Origin of the sequence: Paenochrobactrum gallinarii, assembly GCF_014205685.1 — a bacterium.
Classification (GTDB): domain Bacteria; phylum Pseudomonadota; class Alphaproteobacteria; order Rhizobiales; family Rhizobiaceae; genus Paenochrobactrum; species Paenochrobactrum gallinarii.
In genome coordinates this window covers 69,513-86,485 of sequence record NZ_JACIIU010000009.1, presented here as the reverse complement: position 1 = coordinate 86,485, position 16,973 = coordinate 69,513, and the positions used below count along the sequence as shown (strand labels likewise).

Genomic DNA, 16,973 nt, shown 5'->3' with positions numbered 1-16,973 from the left:
ATGCTTGAACTTAAAGATGTTCATGGTGGTTATGGTAAAATCACCATTTTGAATGGTGTATCTTTCACCATTCCTAATGCGTCGATCACCACTGTTATTGGCCCTAATGGTGCCGGTAAATCAACGGTTTTCAAGGCGATTTTTGGCCTTCTTAATATTCATTCCGGGCAAATACTGCTCGATGGAAAAGATATTACCCGCCAAACCCCGCGCCAGATGATTGCGCATGGTGTCACCTATGTGCCGCAAGGGCGCAATGTGGTGCCGCAGCTGTCCGTTTATCATAATCTGGAGCTTGGCGGCATTACGGCCAGTGATCAGGCCAAAGTGCGTGAGCGCATTGAAATGGTGATGGATCAGTTTCCGATGCTGCGTCAATATAAAGATCGCAAAGCCATCGAACTATCCGGCGGGCAGCAGAAACAGTTGGAAGTAGCACGCGCTTTATTGCTTGATCCGAAGCTTATTTTGATTGACGAACCATCCATTGGTTTATCACCCAATCTGGTGCAGGAAGTGTTTCAGACACTGATCCGGTTGCGTGATGAGGGTGTCACCATTTTGATGGTTGAGCAAAACGCCAAGGCAGCCTTGGCGATGTCTGACTATGGGCTTGTTCTGGAACTCGGCCAGACACGCATGCATGATGAGGCATCGAAGCTGTTGGCTGATCCGCGTGTCGGGCAATTATTCCTTGGCGGTCATATCGAATAGTCGGAAGCGCTTCGGTTTTTGATAAAAATGGGTAGGAAGCGCGTTAACTTGTAAAGTTTAAGCGGGCTTCAAAACCATCATTTTGTCCGGCAGCCGGTGACAGGAACTGAAGTTGTGCCTGCATTTGCTGCGCAATTTCCATGGCAATAGGAATGCCTAAGCCGGAGCCAGGTGCCGTTGTGGCACCACGGGCAAAGCGCTTTTGTGCATTCATCAACTCATCCGCAGACAAGCTTTTGCCGCCATTGATAATGCGGATGGAGCCGTCTTTTTCCACGCGAATGGTGACTGGTTCATTTTTGGCACCATGTAACAGAGCATTTTCAATCAAATTGCGTAAGACAATCGCAAAGGCATCGCTGTTAACCGGTTTGAATAATCGTGCCTGAGAATGGCGCTCATAAATAATCCGATCACTTGCCGAGGATTTACGCTGAAACTCTTCAGCCAGATGATCGACAACGCGCAAAAGATCAGCAGGTTTATCGGCCAGAGCAATATTTGCTTCGGCACGTGCCAGCTGCATTAGTTTTTCAACCAGTCTTTTCAGCTTTTGCAGTGACGATTCGATTTGTTCAACGCGGGCATGGTTTGCGGCACCTTTGACCTCGGTCATCAGCAATTGCGTGTGTGCCAAGGCTCCGGCAATGGGGGTGCGCAATTCATGCGCGCTGTTGGCGGTAAAAGCCCGCTCGGCCTCAAGGGCGGATTGCACACGTCCCATCAGCGTATTGACGGAATGCACAATCGGCTGCAATTCGAGTGCTAATCCTTCTGCCTGAATAGGTGTAAGATCCCCACTGTCTTTTGCAGCAATTAACTGGCGCAAATGATCGATCGGGTTGACCGAGCGTCGCGCCACTAGCCGGATGATATAAAGGCTGAGCGGCACCAGCACCAAAATAGGCAATAAGAGTGCAAGTGCGCCTTCATTGGTGGCTTCGCGCCGGTTTTTCATCTGGTCTGCGACTTGAACAAATATAGTGTTATCAGCTGCTGCTACTGTGTAATAACGGGCTTTATCATCCTGCCAGAAGCCTTCAACCAAAGGAGCCGGAAAAGGGCCTTTAATGATATTTGAAGCGTGAACGAGTATTTTCCCGCTGGCGTCGCGTGCCTGATAGGTCAGATATTGGCGGGACGATGAAACTGAGCCGTTTTCCAGTGCAATAGCCTTATCAGTACGATCATTATGCAAAATGTCGTCGATAATGAGTGATGCCAAACGCTCGGTAGTTTCTTGCAATGCGCTGTCGAAAATTTCTGAAAATTCGTCATGCATGACTAAGATGCCACCAACCGCTGCAACAACCCAAAAAGAGATAACAGCTGCGGTGACAGAAAACATGAGACGTCTGATGAGGCTGGGAGACTTCATGTTCTGTCCTCAATTTTATAGCCAACACCGCGGACAGTACTGATTTTATCGCGACCGATTTTTTTGCGTAACCGGCTGATATAAACTTCAACCGTATTGCTTTCGATTTCTGAACCGAATGCATAAAGCTCTTCTTCGATCTGAGCTTTGGAGACAATCGCATTGGTGCGATGTAACAGGCATTCGAGGACGGCCCATTCGCGTCCTGATAAAATCACTTCGCCCGCAGGTGATTGTATGCGGCGTTCAGCGATTTTAATTTCCAGGTCGCCAAGATGCACAACAGGAACACTGTTGCTGCCATAGCGCCTTGAAACTGCAATCATGCGTGCTGTTAATTCATCGAGATTGAATGGTTTGACCAGATAATCATCCGCCCCTGCATTCAGGCCTTCGATACGGTCAGAGATCTGATCGTGTGCGGTGAGAATAATAACCGGCACCGGATTTCCGGCTTGTCGCAAGCGGGATAAAATATCAAGGCCGCTGCCATCCGGCAGACGAAGATCAAGCAGGATCAAGCTATAAGCAACTGTTGTTGCCGCGAGAGCTGCATCTTCTGCGGTTTGCATCCAGTCGACTGCGTGGCCGCTTGCCAGCACATGATCACGCACGGCCTGACCAAGTGTGTCGTCATCCTCAACAAGAAGAACTCTCAAACAATATTCTCCGGCAGATAGCCATAGGTGTGGAGTGTCATCAGACATTCCACCACCTCATTTATGGTTTCAAGCTTTTATTTAATAGTTTAAATCATTGGCGCTGCGTAAAGACCGGATCGGCGGTTTTAATGCGGCATGATGAAAGCGTATCCAGTGCGCTAGAATAAATATTGGTTTTAACCTGCATCAAGCCCAGCACAGTGTGAAAAAGCTTGTCATGGGATTGCGGCTCTTTTGCTTGTTGTGCAAGGCAGCCTTCATCCACGGTGGTTTTGGCGTCTTTTCCGAGCCACATCACATATGGGATATGGGTTTGTTGCGATGGTGCCACAAAATAAGGGGCGCCATGCAGATAGAGGCCGAATTCACCCAAAGATTCACCGTGATCGGACATATAGATCAGCGATGTGTCGAGTGTGTCCTGCTGTTCTTTTAGCCTGTCAATCACTGAAGAGATAATATGATCGGTATAAGCGATTGTATTATCATAGGCATTGATAACTTCTTCACGGCTGCATTTGGAAAATTCTGTGTTACGGCAATCTGGGGTAAAGCGACGATATTCTTCCGGATAACGCAGATAATAAGCAGGGCCATGACTGCCAAGTTGATGCATAACCAGCACGGTGTCTTGTTTGACGCCTGCCATCCAGCCATCTAGTTTTTCCAGAAAAATGCTGTCCAGACATTCGCCGTTCTTGCAATATTTCTGGTTACCTGAATCAGACAGGGATTCATTGGCTACACGCTCGGCAACGCCTTTATTACCGGTATTATTATCCCACCATTCGACATGCACACCGGCATGGTTGAGAACATCCAGCAGACTTTCTGTGGCCAGCCCTTTCTCATGCGAATATTCATCGCGGGTGTAGATGGAAAACATGCATGGCAGTGAAACAGCTGTTACTGTGCCGCAACTGCTGGTATCTGAAAAGTAAGTGATGTCCTGACGGGCAAGCTCAGGATTGGTATCTTTATTATAGCCGTTCAGCGAGAAGCTTTCAGCGCGGGCGGTTTCACCGGCAATCACAATGGTTAGTCTTGGCTTGCGGGTTACGGTGCCGGCATCTGCAATTTTTGCATCAAGGCCGATAGGTTCAACAATGATGTTTTGGTTTTTACTGGTGCGAATGCCCAGCTTGACCGCATTGCCGACCGGCATCACCGGATTGAGTGTGGCCATCCATTCTTTATGCTCACGACCTACCGAGATAAATGTGCTGGAATTAATGATAAACAAAATAGTTGCGATGAGCAGAGCCGGGAAAATAAAGGCAGAGTTTTGTTTGAGCTTGCGCCAGAACGAACGATGCTCAATCTTGACCCAGACAATCAGCAGACACGGTAAAATGCCATATAAAACCAGATGGCGGACAAAGCCGAAACTGATGAGATGGCCGGCTTCGGCATTGGTTGTATCAATGGCGCTTTGCAGCATTTCGACATCAATAATGGTGCCGAATTGATCGACAAACCAAGATGCGATTGCTGAAATCATGATGAGTGCGATGAAGAGCGGCTTGGTGGCATATTTAACGGAAAGACTTATGCAAAGAGCGCTCAACAGACAAAATATTCCGCCGACCAGCGCGATGAGGGTACCCGTTGGCAACAGCTCCTGCGAGCGCTGCCAGAATGTGGCATTGTTGACTGCGGTCAGATAACCGGCAACGATTATGCTTAAACTTACGCTATCAATTTGCGGGCGGGGTAAATTGCCTAAAATTTTCAGTCCCATATTTCGTAGTCCTTGAAATGCGAATGCTTCATTTGGCGGACTAAATGGCTTTGCTGACATGAACCTGAACGTGTGCGGTTTATCATTTCGTGAAGGCGGAAAACGCATAAGCAGCATGTTTTATATATGAGATTTTTATATCCGGGCGGCTTTCCCTCTCTCGAACCACTATGCGGTTTGGCCGCATAATTCCTGCTCTTCGCGGGTGTTTTTATAAAAAGACGCCATCAACAACAGCCGTTGCATGTCTTCGGCTGAATGTCAGGAGTTTGGAATGACGGATATCCTTATGATAGCCGCAGGCGCCGGATTTATCGGCCTCAGCTATTTTTATGCTCTCGTTTGCGATCGTCTTTGAGGGCGCATCATGTGGTTTGATTATGTTCTTGGCGGCTCGGTGGCCGCATTGCTCACGCTTTATTTGCTTTATGCATTAGCCAGGCCTGAGCGCTTTTGAATCTGTTTCTTAAAGCAGAAAGTACTTCCAATGACATTCAACGGATTATTGCAAATTGCGATCCTGTTCGGGATCACAATTTTGCTGGTCAAACCGGTTGGCGGTTATCTCACCCGTGTTTTTACCGGCGAGCGGACTTTTTTATCTTCACTTTTAGCGCCCATCGAACGAAGCCTTTATAAGCTTGCCGGCACGCATGAAAGGGAAGAACAGCACTGGACAGCCTATGCGGCTTCACTCCTGATGTTCAGTATTGCCGGATTTGTTTTTCTTTATGTCCTGCAACGCTTGCAAGGCATGTTGCCTTTTAATCCGGCCAATATGCAGGCAGTTGAGCCGACCTCTTCCTTCAATACTGCCGTGAGCTTTATGACCAATACCAACTGGCAGGGCTATGGTGGCGAAAGCACCATGAGTTATCTGACCCAAATGGCTGGTATTACGGTGCAGAACTTTGTTTCCGCAGCAACCGGCATTGCCGGTGCAATGGCAATTATACGTGGCTTTGCCCGTTCATCCAGCCCGACCATTGGTAATTTCTGGGTCGATCTGACCCGCGCCACACTTTATGTGCTGCTGCCGATTTGTATTGTCGGCACGCTGGTGCTGGTATGGCAGGGGGTGCCGCAAAATCTCAATGATTATACGGCAGTCACCACGCTTGAAGGCGCTCAGCAGGTCATCGCCCAAGGGCCCGTCGCCTCACAGATGATTATCAAACATCTGGGCACGAATGGCGGCGGTTTCTTTAATGCCAACTCATCGCATCCGTTTGAAAACCCGACGGCGCTTACAAACCTTATTCATCTTTTGTCGATCTTTGTGATCTCGACAGCGATGACCAATGTGTTTGGCCGGATGGTTGGCAGTCAGCGTCAGGGCTGGATGTTGTTTGCGGTTTTTGGTGTGTTGGTCGTGCTGGGAACGTCTGTTCTCTACTGGGCTGAAAGCACCGGTAATCCGCTGATGCAGGCGCTTGGTGTTGCGGGCGGCAATATGGAAGGCAAAGAAGCACGCTTTGGTATTGCCTTATCTTCATTGTTTTCTGAGGTGACAACGGCGGCTTCCACCGGTGCCGTTAATAATATGCATGACAGCCTGATGCCGCTTGGTGGCTTGGTGCCGATGTTCAACATGCAAATCCCGAACCTCGGCGGTATTGGTGCAGGCATTTACGGCATGCTGTTATTTTTCATTCTGGCAATTTTTATTGCCGGTCTCATGGTCGGACGCACACCGGAATATCTGGGCAAAAAAATCGAAGCCAAAGAGGTCAAAATGAGCCTTTTGGCAGCGCTTGGACCCTCGCTCGCTATCCTTGGATTTGCAGCTTTGGCGGTGGTTTTGCCACAAGGATTATCCAGCATTCAGGATGCAGGCCCGCATGGGTTTAGCGAAGTGCTTTACGCTTATTCATCGGGTGCCAACAATAATGGCAGTGCCTTTGCTGGGCTGAACGCCAACACGCCTTTTTATAATCTGACCATAGGTTTTGCCATGCTGATGGGGCGCTTTTTGCTCATCGTGCCGGTGCTGGCGATTGCTGGTTCACTGGCGGCTAAAAAAACGGTTCCGGTCTCTGCCGGTACATTGCCAACCACAGGCGCTTTATTTGTCGGCCTTGTGTTTGGTGTGACGATGATTGTCGGTGGTCTGACCTTCTTTCCGGCTTTGGCGCTTGGGCCCGTTGTTGAGCATTTCTCGCTTCTGTCGGCTAAGCTTTTTTAAAGGTGGATGATGAATAGAAAACCAAATTCTACCGAGCTGGTCAGCCATGCAAAACTGAGGCAAAAGCGCTCAAAATGGTTTGGTAAGCCTGATGGCTATCCCAAACCAATGAGCTTGATGCTGTTGTTTTTGCTGATTGTTTTGCTGAGTGTCTATGTGGCGGAGTTTTTGAAGTGACCATCTTGGTCTTTAAAAATGTCAGCACTGATGATGAAATTTTTATGCAGCCTTCAAGGCTTTGCTCAAAATCAGACGGAGGGCTCGCATGAGCCAGTCAAAATCTTCAAGCATTTTGGATGCTAAAATTCTTCTGCCCGCCATTGGTGGTGCCTTTCGAAAACTTGACCCTCGCAGCCTTGCCAAAAATCCGGTGATGTTTGTGGTGGCTGTCGTGACATTGCTGACAAGTGTGCTCTTCTTGCGCGATCTGGTCAGTGGGGGGGATGACTTAGGCTTTTCTTTCCAGATCATATTGTGGTTGTGGTTTACAATTTTGTTTGCCAACTTTGCGGAAGCGGTGGCGGAAGGGCGCGGTAAAGCGCAGGCAGAATCCCTGCGCCGCACCCGCACCGAAACAGAAGCTAAACTGCTGAACGGTGACAGTAAAACCGATTATAGGGTGGTTGCAGGCAACAGCCTTAAAGTGGATGATATTGTGCTGGTGGAAGCCGGAGATATTATTCCTTCCGATGGTGAGGTGATTGAAGGTGTTGCTTCGGTCAACGAAGCCGCAATCACAGGTGAATCCGCACCGGTTATACGTGAATCAGGTGGCGATCGCTCGGCGGTAACCGGCGGCACGCAGGTGCTTTCCGATTGGATACGTGTGCGTATTACGGCGGCTGCCGGTTCCACTTTCATTGACCGCATGATCTCGCTGGTGGAGGGGGCAGAGCGCCAGAAGACACCCAATGAGATTGCACTCAATATTCTGCTTGCCGGTATGACACTTATTTTCGTGCTGGCTGTGGTAACGATCCCAAGTTTTGCCAGTTATGCCGGCGGTTCGGTGCCGGTAATTGTGCTGGTTGCACTGTTTGTGACACTCATTCCAACCACCATTGGCGCTTTGCTTTCAGCTATTGGCATTGCTGGTATGGATCGTCTGGTGCGGTTTAATGTGCTGGCTATGTCAGGGCGTGCGGTGGAGGCTGCCGGCGATGTGGATACATTGCTGCTGGATAAAACCGGAACGATCACGCTTGGCAATCGTCAGGCTACTGAATTTCGTCCGGTTTCGGGTGTCAGTGAACAGCAATTGGCCGATGCGGCACAACTTTCCTCATTGGCGGATGAAACGCCGGAAGGCCGCTCTATCGTTGTGCTGGCAAAAGAGAAATATGGCATCCGCGCCCGTGATATGGCTAGTCTTCATGCATGTTTTGTGCCTTTTACGGCGCAAAGCCGGATGAGCGGCGTGGATATTGAAGGGAGTGCTATCCGCAAAGGTGCGGTGGACGCTGTGCTGAAATATGCCGAGGCAGAAGGGGCAAAAGCATCAATAACGGCACAGGTGCAAGAAGTTCAGACGATTGCTGCGCAGATTGCCAAAGCGGGCGGCACACCGCTGGCGGTTGTCAAAGACGGGCAGTTAATGGGTGTAGTGGCGCTGAAGGATATTGTCAAAGGCGGCATTCGCGAGCGATTTGCAGAATTACGCCGCATGGGTATCCGCACGGTGATGATTACCGGCGATAATCCGATGACGGCTGCGGCGATTGCTGCGGAAGCGGGCGTGGATGATTTTCTGGCGCAGGCAACACCTGAAAACAAGCTGTCGCTGATCCGTGAGGAACAGGCGAAGGGCAAACTTGTTGCCATGTGTGGTGATGGCACCAATGACGCTCCCGCATTGGCGCAGGCCGATGTGGGCGTGGCGATGAATACCGGCACGGTGGCAGCGCGCGAAGCAGGCAATATGGTTGATCTGGATAGTGATCCGACCAAACTGATTGAGATTGTGGAGATCGGTAAGCAATTGCTGATGACGCGCGGTGCACTGACCACTTTCTCGATTGCCAATGACATTGCCAAATATTTTGCGATCATTCCGGCGATGTTTTTGGCCTTTTATCCGCAATTAGGCGTGTTGAATATTATGGGGCTGCATAGTCCGCAGAGCGCCATTTTATCGGCGATTATCTTCAATGCGCTGATTATTGTGGCACTCATTCCGTTGTCGCTGCGCGGCGTGAAATATCAGGCGGTGGGTGCTGGTGCACTGCTGAGCCGTAACCTGATGATCTATGGCCTTGGCGGGATTATCGTGCCTTTTGTCGCGATCAAGCTGATTGATATGGCCATTACGGCTTTGGCTTTGGTGTAAGGAATAAGTTTATGTTGAAACAATTACGTCCTGCCTTGGTGATGATCATCGGCCTGACGGTTATCACGGGTATTCTTTATCCGCTGGGGATGACTGGCGTTGCGCAGGCATTATTTCCGGTGCAGGCGAATGGTAGTTTGGTTGTCAAAGATAATCAGCTTGTCGGCTCAGCATTGATTGGTCAGCAATTTACCTCCGAGCGGTATTTTCATGGCCGCCCGAGTGCTGCGGGCGAGGGGTATGATGCAACATCATCGGGTGGCTCTAATCTTGCGCCGACAAGTGCTGCTTTGTTGGAACGGGTGAAAGCGGATGTGGGCAAGCTGAAGGCGGAAAATCCGAACCAGCCGGTTCCGGTGGATCTGGTGACAGCATCGGGTAGCGGGCTTGATCCGCATCTGACACCTGAAGCTGCCTTGTTCCAGATACCTCGTATTGCCAAAGCGCGCGGGCTTGATGAGGCAAAATTGAGCGTATTGGTGAAAGCACAGACACAGGAGCGTTTGCTTGGTGTGTTGGGCGAGCCGGTGGTGAATGTGCTTGCGCTTAATCTCGCACTGGATCAGGTTAAGTGATGCGTCAAATCAGCAGGATTCCCGCTGCATGAATGAAGATACAGCACGAATAGCAGATAATCGTCCGTCACCGGATGCATTGCTTGCACAGGCTGAACAAGAAACCCGTGGCCGCCTCAAGATTTTTCTCGGGGCGGCTCCGGGCGTTGGTAAAACTTATGAAATGCTGATGTCCGGTCGCAGTCTTCTGGCTGACGGCGTGGATGTGGTGATCGGCATTGTGGAAACGCATGGCAGGCAGGAAACAGCCGTACTCACCGAAGGTTATGAGATTATTCCGCGTGCGCGTGTGGATTATAAAGGTCATGTTCTCGAAGAAATGGACTTGGATGCCGTTTTAGCGCGTCGTCCAAAACTTGTGCTTGTCGATGAACTTGCCCACACTAATGCTACAGGCAGTCGTCATCCTAAGCGCTATCTTGATGTTGAGGAGCTGCTTGCGAACGGGATTGATGTTTATACCACGCTGAATATTCAGCATGTGGAAAGCCTCAATGACGTGGTGGCGCAGATAACCCGTATCCGTGTTCGCGAAACGGTGCCGGATAGTATTATTGACCGTGCCGATGATATTGAAATTATTGATATTACGCCGGAAGATCTGATTAAACGCCTGAAAGAAGGCAAGGTTTATCTGCCGAAAACGGCCAAACGCGCAACACAGAATTATTTTTCCGCCGGTAATCTGACAGCTCTGCGTGAGCTTGCGCTTCGGCGTACAGCGCAACGCGTCGATGATCAGCTGCTTAAACATATGCAGGCCAATGCTATTTCTGGGCCATGGTCGGCAGGCGAGCGGGTGTTGGTTTGTATTGACGGCCAGCCTCATGGTGCGGCTTTGGTGCGCTATGCTCGCAGACAGGCAGACCGGTTACGCACGCCATGGACAGCTCTTTATGTCGAAACATCCCATTCGGCGGCTTTGTCAGAAGAAGAAAAAGATCAGATTGCTACTACATCACGATTAGCAGAACAGCTTGGCGGTGAGATAATCACGCTGACCGGACATGATGTGGCGCAGGATATTATCAACTATGCTTTGGCGCATAATTTCAGCCATATCGTGATTGGAAAATCCAATAAATCGCGCTTGCGTGAAATGATAGAGGGTTCCGTTTCGCATGACCTGATCCGCAAAGCGGGTAATCTGAGTGTGCATGTGATTGCAGGTTATCCGCAAGCCGCAGCGCCTGCACGCCCTGTTGCGGCAGCCGTGCGTAAAATGGTTTCGCTGCGGCCTTATTTGTTTAGCCTTGGCTATATTGTGTTGGCACTTCTTGCCGGAACATTGCTTTCGCGCGTGCTGGATGTGCGCAATATCGCGCTGGTTTTCTTGATGGCCGTGCTTGTTTCAGCGGTGACTGCTGGTTTGCGACCGGCTTTATTTGCGTCGGCTATCAGTGCTTTTGTGTTTAATTTTTTCTTTTTACCGCCACTTTATACATTGGATATTCGCGATCCGGAAAGTGTGATTGCGTTGGTGTTTTTTATTTGTGTGGCGGTGATCACCAGTAATCTCACAGCCAGAGTGCAAAGGCAGGCAATGGCTGCACGCCAACGCGCCAGAACAACCGAAGGGCTTTATCAATTCAGTAAAAAACTTGCCGGTGCCGGTGCATTGGAAGATGTGCTCTGGGCAACGGTTTATCAGATTGCTGCACTGCTGAAAGTTCGTGTCGTGGTGTTGCTGCCGGATGAAGGCGCGGTTGATAAAACAATTTCTGTGCGTGCCGGATATCCGCCCGATGACAGTTTGGCAGATGCGGATATTGCGGCTGCCCGCTGGGCATGGGAGCAAGACCGGCCAGCAGGGCGCGGTGCAGATACATTGCCGGGCGCTAAGCGGCTTTATCTGCCTTTGCGCGCTTTCGGGCATACAATTGGTGTGATCGGGCTTGATGATGATCTGCAGGGGCCGATTTTAACGCCTGAACAACAACGACTATTTGACGCTCTGGCAGAGCAGGCAGCTTTGGCGATTGCGCGTATTCAGCTGGTGGATGATCTCGACCGTGCCAAGCTTGCCGTGGAGGCAGACCGTTTGCGCTCAGCTCTTCTTACGTCCATTTCGCATGATTTGAAAACGCCGCTTGCTGCTATTTTGGGTGCCGCAGATACGCTTAAAACCTATGCTGTGACATTGCCTGATGAAGATCGTGCAGAACTATTGACAACAGTGGTGGATGAATCCGAGCGCCTCAACCGTTTTATTGCCAATCTTCTCGATATGACGCGGATTGAATCCGGTGCGATGCAACCTAATAAATCGCTGCATTATTTAGGCGATGTTGTTGGCAGCGCCTTGAAACGTGCAGGTAAAATTTTGGCGCATCATCGTATTGAAACAAATATTGTTGCCGATTTACCGATGCTGAAATTGGATGGTGTTTTGTTTGAGCAGGTCTTATTTAACCTGCTGGATAATGCCGCTAAATATGCACCTGAAGGCAGTCTGATCTCTATTGAAGGGCATGCAGAACAAAGCGACATTGTGCTGAACATCAAAGATGAGGGAGCCGGCATTCCTGAAGGGGATGAAAAACGCATTTTTGATAGTTTTTATCGTGTCCGAAAAACAGATCAGGTGCGTGCAGGCACAGGGCTTGGACTGGCAATCTGCAAAGGCTTTGTGGAGGCCATGGGGGGCACGATTACCGCTTGCAACCGACGGGAGCCTTCGGGCCAAAGTGGTGCGGTTTTTACCATTCGGCTGCCGTTGGAAAGCTGCACTGAGCTGAATGCAATTTAGGTGAAGGGCTGAATATTCAATGACACAAAATGTAGTCAAAATTCTTGTCGTTGATGATGAGCCGCCGATCCGTAAATTGTTGCGGGTAGGGCTTGGTACAGAAGGCTTTGCGGTTTTAGAGGCTCCGTCTGCTGAGATTGCGCGCGAGATCATGCAAGCTGATAAGCCTGATCTGGTTTTACTGGATTTGGGGCTGCCGGACATGTCAGGCCATGAACTTTTAAGTCTTTGGCGTTCAGAAAAGCTTGATCTGCCAGTGATTATCCTCTCAAGCCGCACCGATGAGGCAGGAATCGTTAAAGCGCTGGAAACGGGTGCTGATGATTATGTGACCAAGCCATTTGGTATGAAAGAACTGGCGGCACGTATTCGCGTAGCCTTGCGGCATAAGTTTCAGAAGCAAGGTGAAAAGCCTATATTTCAGACCGGAGAATTATCGGTTGATTTGGTCAAACGTATTGTGCGGCTCAAAGGGCAGGAGGTGAAACTCTCGCCGAAAGAATATGATGTTTTACGCATTATGGTGCAACATGCGGGCAAAGTGCTGACACATAATTTTATTCTGGATCAGGTTTGGGGTGGTATGAGTGATGTGCAATATTTGCGTATCTATGTGCGTCAATTGCGCCAGAAACTGGAAGATATTCCAGATCAGCCATATTATATTCTGACGGAAACCGGTGTTGGTTACCGGCTGCGGGAGCCGGAAACCTTTGACGCTGACTAAACGGAGGAGCGTGTTGGCAGGTCTTTTAATTTAATGAATAGCTTCTGCGCGTGCGCAATTTTCTTGTTCCATCTGTAATGTTGTATGATGAAGATGATATTGCTCCTGAAGTACTTGTTCAATTTTACGGCGCAAATTTTCACCATCCGTTGCAGGATTCATAACGACATGTGCTGTCAGTGAATGCTCACTTTTGGTGAGTGACCAGACATGCAGGTCATGAATTTCAGCTACGCCCTGAACAGATAAGATTGATTGCTTCAATTCAGCTAAATCAATACCCACCGGAACGCCTTCTAATAGAATATTGATGCATTCTTTCAAGAGAATCCAAGTGCGCGGAAACACCATAAAACCAATGCCAATTGCGATGATGGAATCTACCAATTGCCATCCGGTTAGGTAAATAATTATCGCGCCGGCAATAACGCCGATAGAGCCGAGCATATCAGCCCAGACCTCCAGATATGCGCCTTTAACATTCAGGCTTTCATCCTTCTTACCAGTCAGCAATCGCATGGAAATCAGATTTACGACTAAACCGATAAAAGCAACAACAAGCATGCCAACCGACTGAACTTCGGCGGGTTCTGCTATACGGATATAGGCTTCGTATAAAATATAAAATGCAACGATAAGCAGCAAAAGCGCATTGATGGCTGCGGCTAATATTTCAAAGCGCGAATAGCCATATGTTCTGAATAAATCCGCGGCGCGCCTGCCTAAATAGATAGCAATCAGCGCTAATGCGAGAGCAAATGTATCTGTTGCCATATGCATGGCATCGGACAATAAAGCGAGGCTGCCTGTTACATAACTGCCGACAATTTCGGCAATCATAAAGCTGCCGGTTAAGAAAAACGCCAGCCAAAGCCGTGATACCGGTGTGCTGCTTGCATCAACATGGTCGTGATTTCCGCTCATTGCTCAACCTTTGATTGGACTACAATTGCCTGCTTGTTCAGGATTTTATAATGGCATTAATAAATTTATGTAGTTCTTTTTTATGGCATAGAATAGATATGTGACGTCTCGTGCAGATGAGAAATGATCATCAATTATTGAGTGGATTTATTGATTTTCATCGGAAAGTTTCTCATAATTGTCTGATATAATTTTTAATTAATTAAAGACAGATCGAGGGATAGATAATTATTTTGATAGTCCCTTTACGCTGATGCCGACTTCAGAGCGGATAATCAATCCCAATATTATTACCGGTGTCTATAGTTATTATGCGGGCTATTATCATGGCCATTCTTTTGACGATTTTGCGCATTTTTTATCTTTTGTTCGCCGTGGTGTTGTCCGGCAATTCATGGAGATGTACGGCTTCTTGTTTGAGGGATCGCCATAGTCTTTTATAAAAATATCGTCGGGATAACGCCTATGACTATCCCTTGATATTTTGATGTTGGCGTCAGTCAGAATGTTGATCCAGTCCCTTCCTATAAATTGCCCCCTTGATCACTATTCATTATTTCAGGCTTGCCGTATTTGAAAATAGCCTCATTCATAAGCATCAGCGTTTCTGGCTCAACTCCGACAGGCTTATAATACATTGATAACCGGTTGATCTTCAGTAGTCTGCACTGTCTGCTCAGACTTAAAGCGGCATAATCCTTGCGGATCATTGCCTTTTGTTTTCTATGATCTTATCGGAAAGCACACCAGCCAAGCCATCAATCGCTTGCCGCTTCCATGTGGTCACTTGGGTCGGATGGATTTTGTGCCTGATGCCAAGCTCTTGAGCTGTCTTGTTCTGGTGCGATCAGCTTTTCAATATCATCATAGATTTCCTGCCACTGACTTTCAGTGAAGGCGAAGAGATTGAAGCTGCGTAGCAAAAATGCGCCTTCAGCGGCTATGAAAGCCAAACGAGCCTTACGGTCGGCAGGATCGTTCATATCAAGGCCGTCGATCTGGTGGCTGTACCATTTGCGACTTTCCTCCAATTGCTCGCTATTAGGCACGAGGCTGGCCATCATGGCAGAAAAGCGGGAATCGTCGGTCTGTTCACCCTCGCGGGTTACTTTTATATGCGCAGCAATATGGGCGCGCGGATCAGTGGAACCTTGCTTACAGATATTGACCTTCACATCAAAAACAGCGCTCCAGCGATTGATAATAGCACGCATGAGGCCGTCTTTATTGCCGAAACAATATTGCACACCACCCTTGGTGATGCCCGCTTCACGCGCGACATTATCCATCGTGAGAGCTTCGATACCACCTTCCACCAGCAAGTGTTCAGCGGCATCCAGCACCTTGTTGCGATCAACAACACGCGGGCGGCCGATTTTTTTGAATTTTTTAGTTTCCATACAAGAGGATTTAAATTAAGCGCTGCATGATACAAGTAGTTTTTTTTATGAATGGTGTTGAAAAATGACGAATAATCGCTGGATCGTACTGGCTGTTGTTTCCTGTGCCTTACTGCTGATTGTTATTGATATGACAGTGCTTTACACGGCATTGCCGCGTCTGACACATGACCTGCATGCCAGCGCATCGCAAAAATTATGGATCATCAATGCTTATCCGTTGGTGGTGGCTGGTCTGTTGCCGGGAACCGGCACTTTGGGTGATCGTATCGGGCACCGGACCATGTTCTTGTGTGGCCTTATTGTTTTTGGGTTCGCTTCAACGGCGGCTGCTTTTGCGCCAAGTGCTAATTTCTTGATTGGTGCACGTATCGGTCTGGCGGTTGGTGCGGCTATGATGATGCCTGCCACTTTGTCGATCATCCGCATTACGTTTCAGGATGAAAAAGAGCGTGCGCTGGCGCTTGGTATCTGGAGCTCGATTGCAGCCGGTGGCGCTGCCGTGGGGCCGGTGGTTGGCGGCGTGCTGCTTGAATATTTCTGGTGGGGTTCGGTCTTCCTCATTAATGTGCCTGTTGTGATTGCAGCTTTTATTGTCGGCATGATCGTTTTGGAAAAACGCGGCGGCAACAAAGCGCGTGCGTGGGACTTTATCGGTTCGGTGCAAATCATGCTGGCGCTGATCGCTTTGACTTTTGCTTTGAAGGAACTCGGTAAACCTGATCGCGATCTGTTGCTTTTTGCTGGTGCATTGGTGATCGGTTTGATTGCGGCAGTAATGTTTGTTAAACGTCAGAACAAGCGCACCGAGCCGCTGCTTGATTTTCAGCTTTTTAAAAACAGCAAATTTTCGTCTGGTGTTTTGACCGCTTCCGTTGCCTCTGCATCGCTGATCGGGGTGGAATTGGTTTTCACACAACGCTTGCAGCTGGTTGCCGGTTATTCGCCATTGCAGGCCGGATTGCTGATCCTGCCTATTCCGCTGGCCGCATTTGTGGCCGCACCATTGATGGGGTTCTTCATGAACCGTGTGGGCACCGCCAGAGCGCTTTATTTGTCGCTTGGTATGTCGGGCGTGGGAATTGTTTTATATCTCCTCAGCTACAAAATGGAGACCATGATCTGGTTGTTGCCGCTGATGATTGTCGGCTTTGGTGTCGGCGCTGCCATGACGGGTGCATCAACAGCGATTATGGGCAATGCGTCCGCTGATAAAGCCGGTATGGCAGCTTCTATCGAAGAAGTGTCCTATGAGCTTGGCGGTTCTATTGGTGTGACGGTGATGGGTAGTCTGATGACCGCCATCTATAGCCTCAATCTGGTGTTGCCGGAATTTGCGGCACAAAATCCGGCTCATGCAAAAGCTGCTTCTGATAGTCTCGACGGGGCAAAGCTGGTGGCTGAAACATTGCCTGCCGATCAGGTCAGCGCATTGCTGGATAATGCCTATCTGGCATTTGACCAGTCATTCGTTGTGGTGATTGCTGTGGCCGCAGTGGGTGTTTTCATGACTGCGTTCGGGGTTTATCGCCTGAATAAAGCACAATAAATTACGGTATTTATTAAAAAGGCTCCGGTGGAAACATCGGAGC

14 protein-coding genes and 1 pseudogene are annotated in these 16,973 nt (G+C 49.1%); 10 read left to right on the top strand and 5 right to left on the bottom strand.

The window, feature by feature from the left end:
* On the top strand, positions 1-714 hold the full coding sequence (locus FHS77_RS10305) for an ABC transporter ATP-binding protein (RefSeq protein ID WP_184223033.1): 714 nt from the start codon (positions 1-3) through the stop codon (positions 712-714).
* A gap of 43 nt (positions 715-757) precedes the next feature.
* Here FHS77_RS10305 and FHS77_RS10300 read toward each other — a convergent pair whose 3' ends face one another.
* The 3 genes from FHS77_RS10300 to FHS77_RS10290 all read right to left on the bottom strand — a co-directional run bounded on the left by FHS77_RS10300 (position 758) and on the right by FHS77_RS10290 (position 4,495).
* Positions 758-2,092: a sensor histidine kinase gene (locus FHS77_RS10300; RefSeq protein WP_184223031.1), complete on the bottom strand. Its 1,335-nt coding sequence runs from the start codon at positions 2,090-2,092 to the stop codon at positions 758-760.
* A complete protein-coding gene (locus FHS77_RS10295) occupies positions 2,089-2,751 on the bottom strand; it encodes a response regulator transcription factor (RefSeq protein WP_184223063.1) in 663 nt (220 codons plus the stop codon). Before FHS77_RS10295 ends, FHS77_RS10300 begins: the two co-directional genes overlap by 4 nt.
* 94 nt (positions 2,752-2,845) lie before the next feature.
* Positions 2,846-4,495 carry a phosphoethanolamine transferase gene (locus FHS77_RS10290; protein WP_184223029.1) on the bottom strand — a complete coding sequence of 550 codons (1,650 nt, stop codon included), beginning with the start codon at positions 4,493-4,495 and terminating at the stop codon, positions 2,846-2,848.
* A 367-nt stretch (positions 4,496-4,862) separates the two neighbouring features.
* On the opposite strand from FHS77_RS10290, the gene kdpF reads away from it, so the two are divergent.
* The 7 genes from kdpF to FHS77_RS10255 all read left to right on the top strand — a co-directional run bounded on the left by kdpF (position 4,863) and on the right by FHS77_RS10255 (position 13,057).
* Complete coding sequence (gene kdpF / locus FHS77_RS16500; RefSeq protein WP_184223027.1) at positions 4,863-4,952, top strand: K(+)-transporting ATPase subunit F; 90 nt, start codon at positions 4,863-4,865, stop codon at positions 4,950-4,952.
* A 30-nt stretch (positions 4,953-4,982) separates the two neighbouring features.
* Positions 4,983-6,680, top strand: coding sequence for a potassium-transporting ATPase subunit KdpA (kdpA, locus tag FHS77_RS10280; RefSeq protein WP_184223025.1), 1,698 nt, complete (start codon positions 4,983-4,985; stop codon positions 6,678-6,680).
* Positions 6,681-6,689: 9 nt separating this feature from the next.
* Positions 6,690-6,857 (top strand): hypothetical protein, encoded by a 168-nt coding sequence (locus tag FHS77_RS10275; protein ID WP_184223023.1) that lies wholly within the window; start codon positions 6,690-6,692, stop codon positions 6,855-6,857.
* Between the two features lie 88 nt (positions 6,858-6,945).
* Positions 6,946-9,006: a potassium-transporting ATPase subunit KdpB gene (gene kdpB, locus FHS77_RS10270; RefSeq protein ID WP_184223021.1), complete on the top strand. Its 2,061-nt coding sequence runs from the start codon at positions 6,946-6,948 to the stop codon at positions 9,004-9,006.
* A gap of 11 nt (positions 9,007-9,017) precedes the next feature.
* A complete protein-coding gene (kdpC, locus tag FHS77_RS10265) occupies positions 9,018-9,581 on the top strand; it encodes a potassium-transporting ATPase subunit KdpC (RefSeq protein ID WP_184223019.1) in 564 nt (187 codons plus the stop codon).
* A 28-nt stretch (positions 9,582-9,609) separates the two neighbouring features.
* Complete coding sequence (locus FHS77_RS10260) at positions 9,610-12,330, top strand: sensor histidine kinase (RefSeq protein ID WP_184223017.1); 2,721 nt, start codon at positions 9,610-9,612, stop codon at positions 12,328-12,330.
* A gap of 19 nt (positions 12,331-12,349) precedes the next feature.
* Positions 12,350-13,057, top strand: coding sequence for a response regulator transcription factor (locus FHS77_RS10255; protein ID WP_184223015.1), 708 nt, complete (start codon positions 12,350-12,352; stop codon positions 13,055-13,057).
* A gap of 30 nt (positions 13,058-13,087) precedes the next feature.
* On the opposite strand, the gene FHS77_RS10250 is transcribed toward FHS77_RS10255, so the two are convergent.
* Entirely contained in the window at positions 13,088-13,981 is an 894-nt protein-coding gene (locus FHS77_RS10250; protein WP_184223013.1) for a cation diffusion facilitator family transporter, read from the bottom strand.
* A gap of 253 nt (positions 13,982-14,234) precedes the next feature.
* Between FHS77_RS10250 and FHS77_RS16435 the strand changes: the two are divergent.
* A pseudogene (locus tag FHS77_RS16435) lies at positions 14,235-14,342 on the top strand (type B chloramphenicol O-acetyltransferase); the annotation flags it as partial.
* A 397-nt stretch (positions 14,343-14,739) separates the two neighbouring features.
* Here the strand turns inward: FHS77_RS16435 and FHS77_RS10245 are convergent.
* Positions 14,740-15,381, bottom strand: a complete 642-nt coding sequence (locus FHS77_RS10245; protein WP_184223011.1) for a TetR/AcrR family transcriptional regulator — start codon at positions 15,379-15,381, stop codon at positions 14,740-14,742.
* 64 nt (positions 15,382-15,445) lie between these two features.
* Here FHS77_RS10245 and FHS77_RS10240 point away from each other — a divergent pair, with 64 nt between their 5' ends.
* Positions 15,446-16,930 carry a DHA2 family efflux MFS transporter permease subunit gene (locus tag FHS77_RS10240; protein WP_184223009.1) on the top strand — a complete coding sequence of 495 codons (1,485 nt, stop codon included), beginning with the start codon at positions 15,446-15,448 and terminating at the stop codon, positions 16,928-16,930.
* The last annotated feature ends 43 nt before the right edge of the window (positions 16,931-16,973 follow it).

Excerpts from the sequence above, each read along its gene's own strand:
- FHS77_RS10305 (WP_184223033.1), top strand. The coding sequence starts at position 1 with ATGCTTGAACTTAAAGATGTTCATGGTGGTTATGGTAAAATCACCATT.
- FHS77_RS10300 (WP_184223031.1), bottom strand. The coding sequence starts at position 2,092 with ATGAAGTCTCCCAGCCTCATCAGACGTCTCATGTTTTCTGTCACCGCA.
- FHS77_RS10290 (WP_184223029.1), bottom strand. The coding sequence starts at position 4,495 with ATGGGACTGAAAATTTTAGGCAATTTACCCCGCCCGCAAATTGATAGC.
- kdpF (WP_184223027.1), top strand. The coding sequence starts at position 4,863 with ATGTGGTTTGATTATGTTCTTGGCGGCTCGGTGGCCGCATTGCTCACG.
- kdpA (WP_184223025.1), top strand. The coding sequence starts at position 4,983 with ATGACATTCAACGGATTATTGCAAATTGCGATCCTGTTCGGGATCACA.
- FHS77_RS10275 (WP_184223023.1), top strand. The coding sequence starts at position 6,690 with ATGAATAGAAAACCAAATTCTACCGAGCTGGTCAGCCATGCAAAACTG.
- kdpB (WP_184223021.1), top strand. The coding sequence starts at position 6,946 with ATGAGCCAGTCAAAATCTTCAAGCATTTTGGATGCTAAAATTCTTCTG.
- kdpC (WP_184223019.1), top strand. The coding sequence starts at position 9,018 with ATGTTGAAACAATTACGTCCTGCCTTGGTGATGATCATCGGCCTGACG.
- FHS77_RS10260 (WP_184223017.1), top strand. The coding sequence starts at position 9,610 with ATGAATGAAGATACAGCACGAATAGCAGATAATCGTCCGTCACCGGAT.
- FHS77_RS10255 (WP_184223015.1), top strand. The coding sequence starts at position 12,350 with ATGACACAAAATGTAGTCAAAATTCTTGTCGTTGATGATGAGCCGCCG.
- FHS77_RS10250 (WP_184223013.1), bottom strand. The coding sequence starts at position 13,981 with ATGAGCGGAAATCACGACCATGTTGATGCAAGCAGCACACCGGTATCA.
- FHS77_RS10245 (WP_184223011.1), bottom strand. The coding sequence starts at position 15,381 with ATGGAAACTAAAAAATTCAAAAAAATCGGCCGCCCGCGTGTTGTTGAT.
- FHS77_RS10240 (WP_184223009.1), top strand. The coding sequence starts at position 15,446 with ATGACGAATAATCGCTGGATCGTACTGGCTGTTGTTTCCTGTGCCTTA.